15 protein-coding genes are annotated in these 17,821 nt (G+C 61.8%); 10 read left to right on the top strand and 5 right to left on the bottom strand.

The genetic code is table 11. The features are described from left to right. Window positions 1-149 precede the first annotated feature (149 nt). From nuoK to ACGYLO_RS03975, 7 genes are read left to right on the top strand one after another with little or no spacing between them, the layout of a single operon-like run. Window positions 150-455, top strand: coding sequence for an NADH-quinone oxidoreductase subunit NuoK (gene nuoK, locus ACGYLO_RS04005; RefSeq protein ID WP_007119508.1), 306 nt, complete (start codon window positions 150-152; stop codon window positions 453-455). A 4-nt stretch (window positions 456-459) separates the two neighbouring features. Further along, window positions 460-2,592: an NADH-quinone oxidoreductase subunit L gene (nuoL, locus tag ACGYLO_RS04000; RefSeq protein ID WP_271687635.1), complete on the top strand. Its 2,133-nt coding sequence runs from the start codon at window positions 460-462 to the stop codon at window positions 2,590-2,592. Continuing rightward, window positions 2,592-4,154: an NADH-quinone oxidoreductase subunit M gene (locus tag ACGYLO_RS03995; RefSeq protein WP_271687634.1), complete on the top strand. Its 1,563-nt coding sequence runs from the start codon at window positions 2,592-2,594 to the stop codon at window positions 4,152-4,154. The genes nuoL and ACGYLO_RS03995 overlap by 1 nt, the downstream gene beginning before the upstream one ends. 14 nt (window positions 4,155-4,168) lie before the next feature. After that, the gene (nuoN, locus tag ACGYLO_RS03990; RefSeq protein WP_067268151.1) at window positions 4,169-5,614 is read left to right on the top strand and encodes an NADH-quinone oxidoreductase subunit NuoN; all 1,446 of its coding nucleotides are present in this window, start codon (window positions 4,169-4,171) and stop codon (window positions 5,612-5,614) included. Between the two features lie 32 nt (window positions 5,615-5,646). Then, window positions 5,647-6,378, top strand: coding sequence for a biotin--[acetyl-CoA-carboxylase] ligase (locus ACGYLO_RS03985; protein ID WP_271687633.1), 732 nt, complete (start codon window positions 5,647-5,649; stop codon window positions 6,376-6,378). Between the two features lie 22 nt (window positions 6,379-6,400). Further along, the gene (locus ACGYLO_RS03980) at window positions 6,401-7,177 is read left to right on the top strand and encodes a type III pantothenate kinase (RefSeq protein WP_209218020.1); all 777 of its coding nucleotides are present in this window, start codon (window positions 6,401-6,403) and stop codon (window positions 7,175-7,177) included. A 1-nt stretch (window position 7,178) separates the two neighbouring features. After that, window positions 7,179-8,846: a ribonuclease J gene (locus tag ACGYLO_RS03975; protein ID WP_067268157.1), complete on the top strand. Its 1,668-nt coding sequence runs from the start codon at window positions 7,179-7,181 to the stop codon at window positions 8,844-8,846. Here ACGYLO_RS03975 and ACGYLO_RS03970 read toward each other — a convergent pair. The 4 genes from ACGYLO_RS03970 to ACGYLO_RS03955 form a co-directional block, all read right to left on the bottom strand. Further along, entirely contained in the window at window positions 8,830-9,492 is a 663-nt protein-coding gene (locus tag ACGYLO_RS03970) for a hypothetical protein (RefSeq protein ID WP_271687631.1), read from the bottom strand. The two genes, ACGYLO_RS03975 and ACGYLO_RS03970, sit on opposite strands and share 17 nt — an antisense overlap. 100 nt (window positions 9,493-9,592) lie before the next feature. After that, entirely contained in the window at window positions 9,593-11,101 is a 1,509-nt protein-coding gene (locus tag ACGYLO_RS03965; protein ID WP_271687630.1) for a DEAD/DEAH box helicase, read from the bottom strand. 148 nt (window positions 11,102-11,249) lie between these two features. Next, on the bottom strand, window positions 11,250-12,185 hold the full coding sequence (locus tag ACGYLO_RS03960) for a glycosyltransferase family 2 protein (protein ID WP_271687629.1): 936 nt from the start codon (window positions 12,183-12,185) through the stop codon (window positions 11,250-11,252). Between the two features lie 78 nt (window positions 12,186-12,263). After that, window positions 12,264-13,883 (bottom strand): peptide chain release factor 3, encoded by a 1,620-nt coding sequence (locus ACGYLO_RS03955; protein ID WP_271689980.1) that lies wholly within the window; start codon window positions 13,881-13,883, stop codon window positions 12,264-12,266. Window positions 13,884-13,986: 103 nt separating this feature from the next. Between ACGYLO_RS03955 and ACGYLO_RS03950 the strand changes: the two genes are divergently transcribed. Continuing rightward, window positions 13,987-14,370: a nuclear transport factor 2 family protein gene (locus tag ACGYLO_RS03950; protein ID WP_271687628.1), complete on the top strand. Its 384-nt coding sequence runs from the start codon at window positions 13,987-13,989 to the stop codon at window positions 14,368-14,370. On the opposite strand, the gene ACGYLO_RS03945 is transcribed toward ACGYLO_RS03950, so the two are convergent. Then, window positions 14,367-15,380 carry a Hint domain-containing protein gene (locus ACGYLO_RS03945; RefSeq protein ID WP_271687627.1) on the bottom strand — a complete coding sequence of 338 codons (1,014 nt, stop codon included), beginning with the start codon at window positions 15,378-15,380 and terminating at the stop codon, window positions 14,367-14,369. The two genes, ACGYLO_RS03950 and ACGYLO_RS03945, sit on opposite strands and share 4 nt — an antisense overlap. 136 nt (window positions 15,381-15,516) lie before the next feature. Between ACGYLO_RS03945 and ACGYLO_RS03940 the strand changes: the two genes are divergently transcribed. Then, a complete protein-coding gene (locus ACGYLO_RS03940; protein ID WP_271687625.1) occupies window positions 15,517-16,296 on the top strand; it encodes an SDR family oxidoreductase in 780 nt (259 codons plus the stop codon). 143 nt (window positions 16,297-16,439) lie between these two features. Beyond that, window positions 16,440-17,798, top strand: a complete 1,359-nt coding sequence (locus ACGYLO_RS03935) for a sodium:proline symporter (RefSeq protein WP_271687624.1) — start codon at window positions 16,440-16,442, stop codon at window positions 17,796-17,798. Window positions 17,799-17,821 lie beyond the last annotated feature (23 nt).

The following is a 17,821-nucleotide window of genomic DNA, read 5'->3' as shown; positions in this document are numbered from 1 at the left end:
GGTGTTGATCGTCGTGTTTTTCGGCGGCTACAGCTTTATCGGCTAAAGCTTCGGCAATCCCGGTGGCAGCCGGGGCAAAGTGATACTAAAAGCCCCATCGAACGGGGCGCGACCAAAGCCCATCAAGGGGCGGGAACGTAAGGGACGACATGATCGGACTTGAGCATTACCTGACAGTGGCGGCGACGCTGTTTGTCATCGGCATCTTCGGGCTATTCCTGAACCGCAAGAACGTGATCATTCTGCTGATGAGCATCGAATTGATGCTGCTCGCGGTGAACATCAACCTCGTCGCCTTTTCCAGCTTCCTTGGTGATCTGACGGGGCAGGTCTTCACGCTTTTCGTGCTCACCGTCGCTGCTGCCGAGGCTGCCATCGGCCTCGCCATTTTGGTCTGTTTCTTCCGCAACCGTGGCTCGATCGCGGTGGAAGATGTCAACGTGATGAAGGGCTGAGGCAATGGAAACCACGATCCTATTCGCACCGCTGGTGGGTGCCATCCTCTGCGGTTTCGGCTGGAAGATCATCGGTGAGAAGGCCGCCCAGTGGGTCGCCACCGGGCTGCTGTTCCTTGCCGCCTTCCTGTCTTGGGTGGTCTTCCTGACGCTGGACGGCCCAGCCGAGCAAATTCAGATCCTGCGCTTTATCGAAAGCGGCACGCTGAGCACAGATTGGGCGATCCGGCTCGACCGTTTGACCGCGATCATGTTGATCGTCATCACCACGGTGTCGAGCCTCGTACACCTCTATTCCTTCGGCTACATGGCCCATGACGAGAACTTCCGCGATAACGAAAGCTATCGCCCTCGGTTCTTCGCCTATCTGTCTTTCTTCACCTTCGCGATGTTGATGCTGGTGACCGCCGACAACCTCGTGCAGATGTTCTTTGGCTGGGAGGGCGTCGGCGTGGCCTCCTACCTGCTGATCGGTTTCTACTTCCGCAAGCCGTCGGCCAATGCCGCAGCGATGAAAGCCTTTGTCGTCAACCGGGTGGGGGACTTTGCCTTCCTGCTCGGCATCTTTGGCCTTTACATGCTGACGGACTCGATCCGCTTTGACGATATCTTTGCCGCCGCACCCGATCTGGCCGAACAGTCCGTTACCTTCCTGTGGAACGACTGGAACGCAGCGAACCTGATCGCCTTCCTCCTGTTCCTCGGCGCGATGGGTAAATCGGCGCAGCTTTTCCTGCACACATGGCTGCCTGACGCGATGGAAGGCCCGACGCCTGTGTCGGCGCTGATCCACGCCGCGACCATGGTGACCGCGGGTGTTTTCCTTGTCTGCCGCATGTCGCCTGTGATGGAATTCGCGCCCGAGGCGATGGCCTTTGTCACCGTGATCGGCGCCACCACTGCCTTTGTTGCCGCGACCATCGGCCTTGTGCAGACCGATATCAAACGCGTCATCGCCTATTCGACCATGTCGCAGCTTGGCTATATGTTCGTGGCCGCGGGCGTGGGCATGTATTCGGCGGCGATGTTCCACCTTTTCACGCACGCCTTCTTCAAGGCGATGCTCTTCTTGGGCGCGGGCTCGGTCATCCATGCGATGCACCATGAGCAGGACATGACCAACTACGGCGGTCTGCGCAAAAGGATCCCCTATACCTTCTGGGCGATGATGATCGGCACGCTGGCCATCACCGGCGTCGGCATTCCGCTCACGCATATTGGTTTCGCGGGCTTCCTGTCGAAGGACGCGATTATCGAGAGCGCTTGGGGCGGTGGGTCGATGTATGGCTTCTGGCTTCTTGTGATCGCCGCGGCGATGACGAGCTTCTACAGTTGGCGCCTGATCTTCCTGACCTTCTTTGGCAAGCCGCGCGGCAACAAGCACACGCATGAGCATGCGCATGAAAGCCCGATGGTCATGCTGATCCCGCTTGGTGTTCTGGCACTCGGCTCGGTCTTTGCCGGGATGATCTGGTACGGCAGCTTCTTTGGTCACGCGGATCAGGTCGGCAAGTTCTACGGCATCCCGATGGCCGAGATGGCAGGCCACGGCGACGATCATGTCGAAGGGGCCGAGGATGACCACGGCGCAACTGGTCCGGTCGATGGCGACCATGGCGCGGATGCGCTGGTCGAAGGCCACCAAGACGCAGGCACCCATCACGAAGCCTTCGGCGGTGCGCCGGGCGAGGGGGCGCTTTACTTCGCACCCGACAACCATGTGCTGGAAGATGCCCATGCCGCGCCGAAATGGGTCAAGGTCTCGCCCTTCATCGCGATGCTGGCCGGTCTGGTCATGGCCCTGTGGTTCTATATCTGGAGCCCGACCGTCCCGGGACGGCTGGCGGCAAACCAACGCCCGCTTTACCTGTTCCTGAAAAACAAATGGTACTTTGATGAGGTTTACGACGTGATTTTCGTGCGTCCAGCCAAAACGATCGGCCGGTTCCTGTGGAAACGCGGCGATGGCACTGTGATCGACGGCACGCTTAATGGCATCGCCATGGGGATCATCCCCTTCTTCACCCGCCTCGCGGGTAAGGCTCAGACGGGCTATATCTTCACCTATGCCTTCGCCATGGTGATCGGCATCGCCGTTCTGGTGACATGGATGACGATGAGCGGAGGAGCGAACTGATGGATACGCATCTGCTTTCAATCATCACATTCATTCCGGCATTCGCAGCGCTGATCCTTGCGGTCTTCTTGCGGGGCGATGATGCTGCCGCCGGGCGCAATGCGAAATGGTTGGCCTTCATCACCACGACGGTCACCTTCCTGATCTCGCTTTTCGTACTGTTCGAGTTCGACCCGTCGAACACCGATTTCCAATTCGTGGATGAGGCCGACTGGCTTTTGGGCCTGAAGTACCGCCTTGGCGTTGACGGGATTTCGATCCTTTTCGTGATGCTGACCACCTTCATGATGCCGCTGGTCATCGCGGCAAGCTGGAACGTCGAGCATCGCGTCAAGGAATACATGATCGCCTTTCTGCTGTTGGAGACCCTGATGCTGGGCGTCTTCATGGCGCTGGATCTGGTGCTCTTCTACCTCTTCTTCGAAGCGGGCCTGATCCCGATGTTCCTGATCATCGGCATCTGGGGCGGGAAAGAGCGGATCTACGCGAGCTTCAAATTCTTCCTCTATACCTTCCTCGGCTCGGTGTTGATGCTGGTGGCCATGGTGGCGATGTTTACCGAAGCGGGCACAACCTGCATCGGTGGCTGCGAAATCAGCCTGCTCACGCATAACTTCGGCTCCGAAAGCTTTGAGGTTCTGGGCATCCAGATCGTCGGCGGCATGCAGACGCTGATGTTCCTCGCCTTCTTCGCCAGCTTCGCGGTGAAAATGCCGATGTGGCCGGTTCACACTTGGCTGCCCGATGCCCACGTTCAGGCGCCGACGGCAGGCTCCGTGGTGCTGGCGGCAATCCTGCTCAAGATGGGCGGTTACGGCTTCCTGCGCTTCTCTTTGCCGATGTTCCCAGTGGGTGCCGAGGTGATGACGCCGCTGATCCTGTGGATGTCGGCCATCGCCATCGTCTACACCTCGCTGGTGGCGTTGGTGCAGCAGGACATGAAAAAGCTGATCGCCTATTCCTCGGTGGCCCACATGGGTTTTGTGACCATGGGCATCTTTGCCGCCAACCAGCAGGGTGTCGATGGGGCGATTTTCCAGATGATCAGCCACGGCTTCATATCCGGCGCACTCTTCCTCAGCGTCGGCGTGATCTATGACCGGATGCACACCCGTGAGATCGACGCCTATGGCGGTCTGGTGAACCGGATGCCCGCCTATGCGCTGGTCTTCATGTTCTTCACCATGGCGAACGTGGGCCTACCGGGGACATCGGGCTTCGTGGGTGAATTCCTGACGCTGATGGCGACCTTCCAAGTGAACACTTGGGTGGCGGCTGTGGCGACCACGGGGGTGATCTTCTCCGCGGCCTATGCGCTGTGGCTCTACCGCCGCGTGGTGATGGGTGACCTGATCAAGGAAAGCCTCAAGGCGATCACCGACATGACCGCGCGTGAGAAGTGGATCATTGCCCCGCTGGTGGCGATGACCCTGATCCTCGGCGTCTACCCGGCGCTGGTGCTGGACATGATCGGGCCCTCTGTGGCGGCCCTGATTGAAAATTACGACATGGCGCTGGAGGCGGCTGATACCGCTGTGCAGACCGCCGATGCCTCGCATTAAGAAGGACTTGGCGCATGATATCCGCTGATCTGAACATCATTCTGCCTGAGATCGTCCTTGCGGGGTTTGCCCTGCTCGGCCTTCTCGGCGCGGTCTATACGTCGAAAGACAAGGCCGCCGGGGTGCTCGTCTGGGTGACCGCGGTGGTGATGGTGCTGCTGGCCGGTTGGGTGGCCATGTCTGGCGACGGCACCACCAATATCGCCTTCCACGGCATGTTCATCGACGACACTTTCGCCCGTTTCGCCAAGGTGACGATCCTGCTTTCGGCCGCTGCCGTCTTGGTCATGTCGGAAAACTATATGAAACTGCGCGGCTTGCTGCGGTTCGAGTATCCGATGCTTGTGGCCTTGGCTGTCGTCGGCATGATGATGATGGTCAGCGCAGGCGACCTGATGGCGCTCTACATGGGCCTCGAGCTGCAATCGCTGGCGCTTTACGTCGTGGCCTCCCTGCGCCGCGACTCGGTTAAGTCCACGGAAGCCGGTTTGAAGTATTTCGTGCTCGGCGCACTCAGCTCGGGCTTGCTTCTCTATGGCGCATCGCTGGTCTATGGCTACGCCGGGACCACGCTGTTTGCAGGCATCATCACCACGGCGCAAACGGGCGGCACATCGCTTGGCCTGCTCTTTGGTCTGGTTTTCCTGATCTCGGGCCTTGCCTTCAAAGTCTCCGCCGTGCCCTTCCACATGTGGACACCGGACGTTTACGAAGGCGCGCCCACGCCGATCGCGGCCTTCTTTGCCACGGCCCCCAAGGTTGCGGCGATGGGTCTCTTCGCGCGGGTGATGCATGACGCCTTTGGCCAGATCGTCAGCGATTGGACCCAGATCGTCGCGCTGCTGTCGGTTCTGTCGATGTTCTTTGGCTCGGTCGCCGCGATCGGTCAGACCAATATCAAACGTCTGATGGCCTTCTCCTCCATCGCGCATATTGGCTATGCGCTGATGGGTCTGGCCGCGGGCACCGCCTTTGGCGTGCAGGCGATGCTGGTCTATATGGCGATCTATGTAACCATGAACCTCGGCACCTTCGCCTTTATTCTGTTGATGCAGAAAGACGGCGCGCCGGTGACCGATATCACCCTGCTCAACATGTATGCCAAAACCAACCCGGGCCGGGCGCTGGCGATGCTGGTGCTGCTGTTCAGCCTTGCGGGCGTGCCGCCGATGCTGGGTTTCTTCGGCAAGTTCTATGTGCTGCGCGCGGCCTATGACGCCAATATGACATGGCTGGCCATCGCGGGCGTGATCGCCAGTGTGATCGGTGCCTATTACTACCTGCGCATCGTCTTTTACATGTACTTCGGCGAAGAGCGTTCGGACACGCTCGACCACCAGAACGGCGGCGTGCTGACCGTGGTGTTGATGGCCTCTGCCGTCATCATGATCGTCGGTATTGCCAATATGTTCGGCGTCGAAGGCTTGGCCGCATCGGCAGCGGCATCGCTGGTGAACTGAGCGGTGCGGCACGAGATCGGCCAGACCCGCGCATGACCCCTTGGCCGGAAGGCTATGGCCGGCGCGTCTATGACACGCTCGATTCCACCCTCTCGGAGGCGGCGCGGTTACAGCAAGAGCTGACCGCGCCGACTTGGATCTTGGCGCTGGAGCAGACGGCTGCGCGCGGGCGTCGGGGCCGGAGCTGGGCCACCCCCCGCGGCAATTTCGCAGCCACCCTGATGATGCCGCGCAAAGAGCCGCCGGGAGTCGCCGCGCTACGCTCTTTCGTGGCGTCGCTCGCGCTTTACCGTGCATTCGTGGCTGTGACGGGGCGGGAGGACGCTTTTGCACTCAAGTGGCCGAATGACGTTCTGCTGCGCGGGGGCAAGGTCGCTGGCATCCTGCTGGAGAGCGTGGGCGAGCATTTGGCCATTGGCGTCGGCGTGAACCTTGCCCATGGACCGGCGGCGGGCAGCCTTGAGGCGCGCGCCTTACCTGCGGTGACCCTGCGCGAAGCGGGGGCGAACGTGAGCGCGGAAGAGTTCCTTGACGTGCTTGCGCGGGAATACGCCGGTCTGGAAGAGCAGTTCACGACCTATGGGTTCAGCACGATCCGCAGCGCATGGCTGGCCCATGCCGCGCGGCTCGGAGAGGTCATCACCGCGCGCACCATGCGCGACGAGATGACCGGCGTTTTCGAAGATGTAGACAGCGCAGGCAATCTGATCCTGCGCACCCGCGACGGCGCGGTGCCCATCACCGCGGCGGACGTGTTTTTCTAAAATCGGGGGGAGGGGAGGCACCATGCTTCTGGCAATCGACTGCGGCAATACCAACACCGTGTTCTCTATCTGGGACGGGGATGCGTTTATCGCCACATGGCGCACGTCGACCGAATGGAAACGCACCGCGGACCAATATTACGTTTGGCTCAACACTCTGATGCGGCTCCAAAATATCGACGCCGACATCACTGATATGATCATCAGCTCGACAGTGCCGCGGGTGGTGTTCAACCTGCGCGTTCTGGCGGATCGCTACTTTAACACGCGGCCCTTCGTTGTCGGGAAACCGGGCTGTGCGCTGCCTATCGACGTGCGTGTGGATGAGGGGACGCAGGTCGGCCCGGACCGGTTGGTCAACACCGTGGCAGGCTATGACCTCTATGGTGGTGACCTGATCGTGGTCGACTTTGGCACCGCCACAACCTTTGATGTGGTGGCCGATGATGGGGCCTATATCGGGGGGGTGATCGCGCCGGGGGTGAACCTCAGCCTAGAGGCGCTGCACAACGCCGCCGCTGCCCTGCCGCATGTCGATATCTCGAAACCGCCCTCCGTCATTGGCACCAATACGGTGGCCTGCATGCAGTCCGGTGTCTTTTGGGGTTATGTCGGGCTGGTTCGTGAGATATGTGAGCGGATAAGGGCGGAACGTGCAAGACCCATGCGCGTTATCGCCACGGGGGGTCTGGCACCGCTGTTTCAGCAGGCAGTCGACCTGTTCGATGATTATCAAGATGAACTCACGATGCACGGGCTGACCGTGATCCACGATTATAATAAGGACAAAGCTGAATAATATGAGCAGCGAACGATTTATCTATCTGCCCCTCGGTGGGGCGGGTGAAATTGGCATGAACGCCTATGTCTATGGCTACGGCAAGCCCGGGAAAGAGCGGCTGATCGTCGTCGACATCGGTGTGGCCTTCCCGGATATGGACAGCACGCCGGGCGTGGACCTGATCCTGCCCGACATCACTTGGCTGAAGGAACGCCGCGACCAGATCGAGGCGATCTTTATCACCCATGCCCACGAAGACCACATCGGCGCCATCGCGCATTCCTATGAGGTGCTGAAGGCGCCGATCTATGCGCGCGCCTTTACCGCCAATATCGCGCGCCGGAAGATGTCCGAACACGGCCATCCCGAGGATGCGGTCACCACCGTCAGCGCATGGCCCGAGCAGATCACCGCAGGCCCGTTCAAAGTGGGCTTCCTGCCGATCTCGCATTCGATCCCGGAATCCTCCGCCATGGTTATCGACACCCCCGAGGGGCGTACGATCCATTCGGGCGATTTCAAGATCGACCGCACGCCGGGCGTCGGCGAAGCCTTTGACGACGCGCTTTGGGCCGAGGTTTGCAAGGATGGCGTGAAGGCGCTGATCTGCGACAGCACGAATGTTTTCTCTGCCCATCCCGGTCGCTCCGAAGCCACTGTGGGCCCGGAGATCGAAAAGCTGGTGAGCAGCGCCGAGGGCATGGTCGTTGCCACCACCTTCGCTTCCAACGTGGCGCGGGTCAAAACGCTGGCCGAAGCCGGTGCGCGGGCAGGGCGGTCTATCGTGCTCTTGGGCCGTGCGATGAACCGCATGGTCGAAGCCTCGATCCAGACCGGTGTGATGAAAGACTTCCCGCCCGTCATCTCGCCCGAGAACGCCCGCGCCATCCCGCGCGAGAACCTGATGTTGCTGGTCACCGGCAGCCAGGGGGAGCGCCGCGCGGCTTCGGCGCAACTGGCACGGGGCAAGTATCAGGGGATCGAGTTGAAAGAGGGCGATCTCTTCCTCTTTTCGTCGAAAACCATTCCGGGCAATGAGCGTGGCGTGATCGGCATCATCAACCAGTTCTCGGAAAAGGGCGTCGATGTTGTCGACGACTCCTCGGGCCTCTACCACGTTTCGGGCCATGCCAACCGTCCCGATCTGGAAACGCTGCATGCCATCGTGAAACCTCAGGTTCTGATCCCCATGCACGGGGAGCACCGCCACCTGCGCGAACACGTCAAGATCGCCGATGCCAAGGGCATCACCGGCGTTCTGGCGGTGAACGGGATGATGGTGGACCTGTCGGGCAACCAGCCCAAGGTGGTCGAACATGTGGACACGGGCCGCATGTATCTGGACGGCTCGGTTCAGGTCGGCGCGCTGGATGGTGTGATCCGCGACCGTATCCGCATGGCGCTGAACGGCCATGCCACAGTGACGTTGATCCTCGATACCGATGACGAGCCTTTGGGCGAGCCTTGGGTCGATCTGATGGGCCTGCCGGAAACGGGCCGCTCCAACGCACCGCTTGTGGACGTGCTGGAGCAAGATCTCAGCCAATGGCTGAACCGTCAGAAAGCCGCCACCCTGCGGGATGACGACAAGCTGAATGACGGTTTGAAAAAGGTCGCGCGCCAGTCGTCCTATGACGAAATCGGCAAGAAGCCCGAAGTCACCGTGGTGGTCAGCCGTCTGAGCTGACCTCCGCCTCACCGCTGCACATATAGACCGCGCCGCCCACCGCGACCACGCTTACGCCCGTGGCCGCAAGGGCGGCGGGGGTCGCCAGTGCGGTGGCCAGCGTGCTGCCTGTCGTCGCCAAATTGGCGCTGAGGGCAGAGGCCCCTCCCGTCAAAATGAACGCCCCCGATTTATGCGCCACGGCGCGGAGGTTTTCCGGCTGGCTGAGCCTGTCCACGACGGAGCGCGCGATGTTCTTGCTGATCTCGACGGTCTCTTCCTTGGTGGTGTTCACCCGCTCGCAGAAGGTCTTCTTGCAATAGCCGCGATAGTTCCGCGCGCCGGGGATCAGGAAATGCCCGTCTTCGGGCGTGGCGGTCAGGCAATAGCCGTCGATCTGATCCAGCGGCACAGTGGTGGCGAGGTAGTCGAACAGCACCCCGCTGTCGCAGGCGGGCGGCGTGCCCCAAAGCTTGCTCCACTTCCGCGCGGGCCAATTCAACAGACGCTCGCGGGTGCCGACCTCTTCGGCGAAATTGGCAAAATTCTCGGCTTCCACCACAACTTCGGCGCCATTGACCTCGGCCCGGCAGCGTTCCGCGCTGGCGGGGGCGGCGGTGAGGGCGGTCAGGGTAAAGGCAAGGGCGAAGAGGGCGGGGCGCAGCATGATGGTCCTATCTGAGGGGTTTCCCCTCACATAGCACAGACGAAAAAGCCGCCAATCCCGGCGGGGATCGGCGGCGAATTCATGCCCGCGGTGGCGGGGGTTAGATGCGTTCGCGGAAGCTTAGACCGATGAAGTCTGGCGTGTGATCGCCCAGACCGACGACACGGTTGTCGTTACCGCCCCGTTTGTCGCCCCGGCCACGTCCGCCGCGCGACTTCTTCTCGTCCTTGTTGCCGCGGCCCGACTTGCGCTCGTCCTGCGCGGCCTCTGCCTTTTCGGACTGCGCTTTGTCGTCGGTTTTGGCGTCGACCTTGGCCTCAGCCTTCTCGGCCTGCGGTAGCTTGTCCTCGGCGGGTGCCTCGACAGGTTTGTCGGCCTTGCGGCTGCGCGAGCGCGTCCGCTTGGGCTTGTCATCGGACTTGGCCGGCGCGTCGGAGGTCTCCTCGGCGGGTTTGGCTTTGCCAAGCGGGTTTTCGATGCGCGGGATTTCCTTTTGCACCAGACGCTCGACATCCTCGAAGTTCTTCTCGTCACGCGGCTGGCAGATCATGATCGCCTTGCCATCGCGGCCCGCGCGGCCGGTGCGGCCAATGCGGTGAACGTAGTCTTCGGCATGGCTGGGCACGTCGAAGTTGAAGACATGGCTCACGCTTGGCACATCAAGGCCACGCGCGGCAACGTCGGAAGCCACAAGGAAGCGCAGCTCGCCACCCCGGAACCCTTCGAGCGTTTTGGTTCGCTGGCTCTGGTCCAGATCGCCGTGGATCGGGGCCGCGTCATATCCGTATTTCTTCAGCGATTTCGCGACGATATCCACGTCCATCTTGCGGTTGCAGAAGATGATCGCATTGGTGCATTTCTCGCCTTCGGCATCGATCAGCAGGCGGAGCAGTTTGCGCTTCTCGCTCGCCTCGCGGTCCTTGCGCGAGCCTTTGAACATGACGACGCCCTGTTCGATATTCTCGCTCGTGGTCGCCTGACGCGCCACTTCGATCCGCTCAGGGTTGCTGAGGAAGGTGTTGGTGATCCGCTCGATCTCAGGCGCCATGGTGGCCGAGAAGAACAGCGTTTGCCGGGTGAAGGGCGTGAGGCCAAAGATCCGCTCAATGTCAGGGATAAAGCCCATGTCGAGCATCCGGTCAGCTTCGTCCACGACCATGACCTTGACGTCCGACAGGATCAGCTTGCCACGCTCGAAATGATCAAGCAAGCGGCCCGGTGTGGCGATCAGCACGTCGACGCCCTTGTCGATCAGCTTGTCCTGCTCTTTGAAGGAGACGCCGCCGATGAGCAGCGCTTTGGTCAGTTTCAGATGCTTGGAATAGGTGTCGAAGTTCTCGGCCACCTGTGCGGCCAACTCCCGCGTGGGGCAGAGCACGAGGCTCCGCGGCATCCGGGCGCGCGCCCGGCCACGGGCGAGAAGTGATAGCATTGGCAGCGTGAAGCTGGCTGTCTTGCCGGTGCCGGTCTGGGCGATGCCCAGAACGTCACGACCTTCAAGAGCGGGGGGAATGGCGCCCGCCTGAATAGGTGTGGGCGATTCGTAGCCAGCCTCATCAATAGCTTTGAGGACCTTGGCATTCAGGTTCAGATCGGTAAATTTTGTCATGTGCGTCCGAGTTGAGCGGACACTGACTTGGCCCGCGGCAGCAATACAAGCCGGCCCGAATGGCCCAAGGGGCGGCATTTGCCGCGGCATGTTGCGAAAGCGCATAGCAAGTTGCGGCCCAGCCGTCAAACACTTGCCCCTCAGGCGCTTAACTTGGGAAATGGCGCGACACCTTTGCATCAAGGTCGAGATCGGCGAGACGCAGCAGACCGTGGTCTTTCAACGTTTCGCGCAGCTCAGGCGTATCGGCACAGACCTCATCAAAAAAGGCGCGCAATCCCGGCTCACCTCCTTCGGATTCGATCATGGAAAAGAGTTCATGCATCGACAATCCGCCGCGATCGCGGGGGCGGTTGGGGGCCAGATCGGCGCGGTAGGAGCCTTTCTCCAGCCGGTAGCGATAGGCGGCGAGCCACTCCGGCCAGCTTTTCGCGTGAAGATGCGCCAGATCAATGCCGGGCTGCTGCTCTGGCCCGTCGATCATCGTATCGTTCTGAAAAGCGTTGTGGATCTGGAGCCGTACCTCTGCCATCCCGATGCGAACGAAAACTTTCCCGGCCAGATGGCTCAGAAAGCCACCTTTGACGTAGTCGCCATAGGTCGGATAAAGCGCCGAGACGATCTGGGCGCGCTCGGGGCCGTTCGGAATGAAGACTTTGAAAGCCGTCCCATCCCCAGCCAAAGCCTCCATCGGGCGGATGCGGGCGATTTTTTGTGCCGGGGGCAGGGTGGTAAGTACCTCGCCCACGGGCCGGTCAGAGACGAGGAATTCGTCCACATCCATATGGATTAGCCAATCCACATCATCTGCTCGGTTATAGGCGCGGGTCGCGTTCTGGCTTTGACGGACTTGATGCTTCTGCGGACGTTTGCCGCAAAGCCTTTGCCAATAGGCCTCGTCGCAGGTGGTGACACGGATTTTCGGATGGGCCTTCAGGCTTTCGAAAGCCTCTGGGTTCTCGGCATCGAGGTATAGGTAGAGGCGGTGCGCGCCCGCCTCCAAATGGTAGGCGGCAAAGCGTCGTATCTCCTCTGCGGGGGCCAGGATCGTGGCCACCAGCCCCCATTTCGTCGTCGTCGTCATCGCGTCTCCCCAGTTGGGGTTAGAATGCCATGATCGGCCCCGAAATCAAGGTTTTCTGCCCCCCGGAGGCGGGCCGTTTTACACCATCATTTCCTTGGTCGCGGTCAGCTTCACATCCGGGTAATCGCGTTCGACGCGGTCGATGTCCCATTGCAGACGGGTCAGGTAAACGATGTCGCCATCATGGTCATGCGCGATGTGCTGTTTGTTGCTATCGATAAACTTATCAACGGCTTGCTTCGTGCCGTTCACCCAACGGGCCGAGGTGAACTGAGACGGCTCAAACCGAACCGGCAGGCCATATTCCAACTCGATCCGGCTGGCGAGCACTTCGAATTGCAACTGGCCGACAACGCCCACGACAAACCCCGAACCGATCGAGGGTTTGAACACTTTTGCAGCACCTTCTTCGGCGAATTGCATCAGCGCTTTTTCAAGGTGTTTCGCCTTCAGCGGATCGCCCGCACGGACCGCTTGCAGCAGTTCGGGTGCGAAGGAGGGGATGCCGATGACGCGCAGCGCTTCGCCTTGGGTCAGCGTGTCGCCGATACGCAACTGCCCGTGGTTGGGAATGCCGATGATGTCACCGGCCCAAGCCTCCTCGGCCAACTCGCGGTCAGAGGCGAGGAACATCACCGGGTTGGACACCGTCATCGGCTTTTTCGTGCGCACATGGGTCATTTTCATGCCACGCTCAAAATGCCCCGAGGCGAGGCGGACAAAGGCCACGCGGTCGCGGTGCTTGGGGTCCATATTCGCCTGCACCTTAAAGACAAAGCCCGCGACCTTTTTCTCTTCGGGCAGGATCTGGCGTGGGGTGGCGGCTTGGATCTGCGGCTCTGGCCCGTATTTGGCGATGCCTTCCATCAATTCGCGCACCCCGAAGGAGTTGATCGCCGAGCCGAACCAGATCGGGGTCAACGTGCCTTCGTGCATCGCCTTGAGGTCCAGCGGTGGCAGCAGTTCGCGCGCCATTTCAAGGTCTTCGCGCAGTTTCTCCAGCAGCGCGGCGGGGACGTGTTCGGCCAGCTTTGGGTCGTCCAACCCTTCGATCTTGATGCTATCGGCGACGCGGTTCCGGTCGGCGCGGTCCATCAGTTCCAGCCGATCGCGCAGCATGTCATAGCAGCCCACGAAATCGCGGCCCACGCCGATGGGCCAGCTTGCGGGCGCCACGTCGATGGCGAGGTTTTCCTGAATCTCGTCAATGATTTCAAAGGTATCGCGGCTTTCCCGGTCCATCTTGTTACAGAAGGTGAGGATCGGCAGGTCGCGCATCCGGCAGACCTCGAAGAGCTTTTGCGTCTGGCTTTCCACGCCTTTCGCGCCGTCGATCACCATCACGGCGGCGTCCACCGCCGTCAGGGTGCGGTAGGTGTCTTCGGAAAAGTCCGAGTGGCCGGGCGTGTCAACGAGGTTGAACCGGTAGTTGGTGTCACCGCTATGAAAGTCAAAGGACATGGCCGAGGCCGAGACCGAGATACCCCGGTCCTTTTCCATCGCCATGAAGTCCGAGCGGGTGCGCCGCGCCTCGCCCTTGGCGCGTACCTGTCCGGCCATCTGAATGGCCCCGCCGAACAGCAGGAACTTTTCAGTCAGCGTGGTTTTGCCCGCGTCAGGGTGGCTGATGATCGCAAAGGTGCGACGGCGCGCGATCTCGGGCGGTAGGGCGGGGCGGTTTTGCGGCGTGTCCAACATCCGACCCATATAGGCCGCGCCGCGACCGGGCGCAATCTGGCCATTGCTGCGAATCGCTGGGTGGCGTAGGGTGAGAACATAAGGGGTACACGGAGGGGATGCGATGGAACTGAAAGAGATTGCCCGCGAATTGGTCGCGGGCTGCCGTGCGGGAAATGCTGCGGTGCGTGCGAACCTTGATCGGCTCTATGCCGACGATGCCGTCTCGGTCGAGGCCGCTGATATGGGCGGGCAGGGGCGAGAGACCCATGGGGTCAAGGCGATCCACGGCAAGCACGACTGGTGGGAAAATGCGATGGAGGAACATAGCACCGAGGTGATCGGCCCGTTCTACTTTGGCGACAGCCAGTTCAGCGCGATGTTCAAGGTCGATGCCACCGACAAGCAAAGCGGTGAGCGGTTCCAGATGGAAGAGATCGGCGTTTACCACGTCAAAGACGGCAAGATCGTCCGGGAGGAGTTCCACTACGCCGTCGAGGCGCCTTAACGGGTTGAGGCTTTGCGCAGCAGCGCCGCCGCGTCGGGGCGGTCAAGCAGTGCCTCTGCCAGATCGAGCCCGGCATGGGGCAGATCGGAATGGCCGGGGATCACCTCGCCCAAGGCTTCGGACATTTCCGGCGGCAGGACCGACCGGGTGCGGCTGTCGACCAACATGGATTCGGCGGCGATCCCCTCGGCATAGATGATCTGATGCCCGTCAAAGAGCAGTTGGAAGTAGTCGACGAATCCGCCGTCCTGCACCGTCACGCTGTCGCCGTTGACCAGATGCCGCGCCTTGACCAGCAATTCGGACCGGCCCGCACCCATCTCATCGCTGCGTTGATAGATGAACAGCCGGTGGTCGGGGCTGACGATCAGGTCGTGTTCGTTGTTGAGCGTGCCTGCGCGGATGCGGATCGGGGCAAACTCGCCGACCGCACGCAGGGTGCTTTGCCCGATCCAGCGCAGGGTTTGCACGCCATCATCGCGGGTCAGGATACGGTCCCCAACGCGCAGGTCTTCGATAGGCCGTAGCTCTCCGGTGCTGAGCGAGATATGGGTGCCGCGCGTGAAAGAGACGCAGGCGAGCTGACCGAACTTTTGCCGCGCGGTCTGGGTGTCGATCCCCACGATCCGGTAGCCCGTCTGCGGTGTCAGCGGGCCAAGCGGCAAAAGGTAAACCTCTGCCGCGTGACCGTGTTGATCGACCTCCACCAGCAGCAGCGCCTCTTGGGTCTGCCCGTCGGGCGACATCAGCGTGAGCAGGCTGTCGAGATGCAGATCGCCCCCGGGGCGGCCCACGCCGGTATTCTCAGTAAGGCGGAAGTGATCGCCGGGCAGGGTCAACAGAGACAGGCGCTGCGGCTCTGCCGCGCGGTCCAACTCATAGACATCATCGAGGACCAATTCGGCGGCAAAGGACAGCGCATCGCCCATATTGGCCCCATCGCTCGCGCGGAATTGCCCGGCGCGGTAGACGGCGAGGTTCTGTGCGGGGGCGCTGCGGCTGGGGGACATGACGGGCCTTTGGTTCTGGGGCTTTCGCCAGTAAGATAGGCTAGAATTGTGGCCCGGATGGGTCAAGGCTCGGGTGATTTGCTGGCATTGGCGGCGCGGCGTGGTAGGCATATGCAAATGCATAGGAGGAATCAAAATGGATTTGGGAATCAAAGGGAAGAAGGCGCTGGTCTGTGCTTCGTCCAAGGGGCTCGGCCTTGGCTGCGCCGAGGCGCTGGCGGCGGCAGGGGTGAACCTTGTGATGAACGCCCGCGGCGCAGAGGCGCTTGAGGCCTCGGCGGAGCGCATCCGTCAGGAACACGGCGTCGAAGTCACCACCATCGCGGCGGATGTGGCCACGGAAGAGGGGCAGGCGCTGGTCATCAAGGCGGCAGAGGGCTGTGACATTCTGGTCAACAACGCGGGCGGTCCCCCTCCCGGCATGTGGCAGGATTGGGACCGCGAGGATTTTATCAAAGCGCTCGACGCCAATATGCTGGCCCCCATCGCGCTGATCAAAGCGCTGGTGCCCGCCATGATGGAGCGCGGCTGGGGCCGGGTCGTGAACATCACCAGCCAGTCGGTGCGCGCGCCGATCCCCGTTCTGGGGCTGAGCAACTCCGCCCGCACCGGGCTTACCGGCTATGTCGCGGGCACCGCGCGGCAGGTGGCGGGCAAGGGGGTCACGATCAACAACCTTCTGCCGGGCATCCATGCGACCGACCGGGCGGATTCGCTCGACGCCAATGTGGTCAAGCAAAAGGGCATCACGCTGGACGAAGCCCGCGCCGAGCGGCAGGCGGGCATCCCCGCGGGGCGTTATGGCACACGTGACGAGTTCGGCGCGACCTGTGCCTTCCTTTGTTCGCAGCACGCGGGCTTCATCGTGGGGCAGAACCTGCTGCTGGATGGCGGCGGCACCAATCTGACCATGTAAACCCTCCATGGCCGGGGCGCGCGTCCCGGCCATGACACGTCGCGGCGGATCACATTCCTGACAGCAGCGGTTTCAGTGCTGGCCCGGATTGCAGGCGGCGGCTAACCCTTGTGGATCAGCTTCTCGCAAAAGGTCCACCGCCCATGCAAACCACTGTTCTTGTCCTTCTTTTCGCAGCCGTGATCCTTGCCAGCCTCTTGGTGGCACCGCGCCGCGCGACGGTCGAAGGCTTCTTTGGCGGGGCCAATGCGGCAGGCCGCGCGCCGGGGCTTTCGGTGCTGGTGCTGAGCCAAGTCACCACGTGGATTTTCGCCCGCAGCCTGATGAACGCGGCGATCTTGGGCTATTTCTACGGCATCGCGGGCACACTGGCCTATGCGGCCTATTATGGGTCTTTCCTGACGGGCGGCTTCATCGTGGGTCACCTGCGCCGCGGCGGCGCGCGGTCGGTGCAGGACTGGCTGGCGGGGCATTTCGGGAGCGCGGGCACGGCGGCCTATAACCTCGTGATCGGGCTGCGGCTGCTGTCCGAGGTTTTTGCCAATCTCTTGGTCGTCGCGCTGATTTTCGAAGCCGTCTGGCCCGGGTCGGGTACGCTGGCTGTGCTGATCGTCGCCGCCCTTGGTTTTGGCTATTCGGCGTGGGGCGGGCTTTCCGCCGCGCTGCGTACGGATGTGGTACAAATGCTGGTCTTTCTCATCGTCTTCGGCCTTGCGCTCGGGGCGCTGCTGCTGAGCCCGGGGTTCGAGCTTGGCGCGGTGCTGAGCGCGCCAGGAGCCTCTGGCTCCTACAACGGCTGGGTGCTCTTGGTCGTGGCGCTGTTGCAGGTCTTTTCCTACCCGGCGCATGACCCGGTGATGATGGACCGCGGCTTTCTCGCGGATGAGGCGACCACCCGGGCGTCTTTCCTCCATGCCTTCTGGATTTCGACCCTTTGCATCATTGGTTTTGGCTTTTTCGGCATCCAAGCCAGCCTGACCGGCGCGGCCTATGAGGGTGAGTTGATCGGCACATGGGGGCAAATGTTCCCGGGCTGGATTTTCGTGGCGCTGATGCTGTCGCTGCTGGTCTCGGCGCTGTCGACGCTCGACTCGGCGCTCGCCTCTGCCGCGCGGCTGATGGTTGAGGAATGGCGCATTGCGCCGCGCAGCCTGGCGGGCGGGCGGCTGGTGATGGCGGGGTTCATGGCGCTTGGTGCGCTGCTGACGCTTTGGGGCAACGCCACGCTTTTTGATGCCGTGGCGGTGAGCGGCACCGCGTCGATGTTCCTCACCCCGGTGCTGCTCATCGGGCTGGTGGCGGGGCGCGCGATTCCGGTCTGGAGCTACCTTGCCGCCTTCGCCGCCGCGATGCTGGGGGCTGCGGCCTATTTCGCGCGGGGCTGGGGGCCGGTGGCGGCACTTCTACCCGAGGGGCATAAATACGAGCAATTGCTGGTGATCTGCATCTTCGTGCTGCTGGCCGGGTTCGCGGCGGTGCTTGCGGGGGCGCGGCGGGGCTGATAGCTGGGTTTCCGAGCGATTTG

It is taken from the genome of Sulfitobacter sp. 1A13353, from assembly GCF_043557255.1.
Classification (GTDB): Bacteria; Pseudomonadota; Alphaproteobacteria; order Rhodobacterales; family Rhodobacteraceae; genus Sulfitobacter; species Sulfitobacter faviae.
Note: the sequence above shows the minus strand (reverse complement) of the source record. Positions and strands in the feature narration are given on the sequence as shown.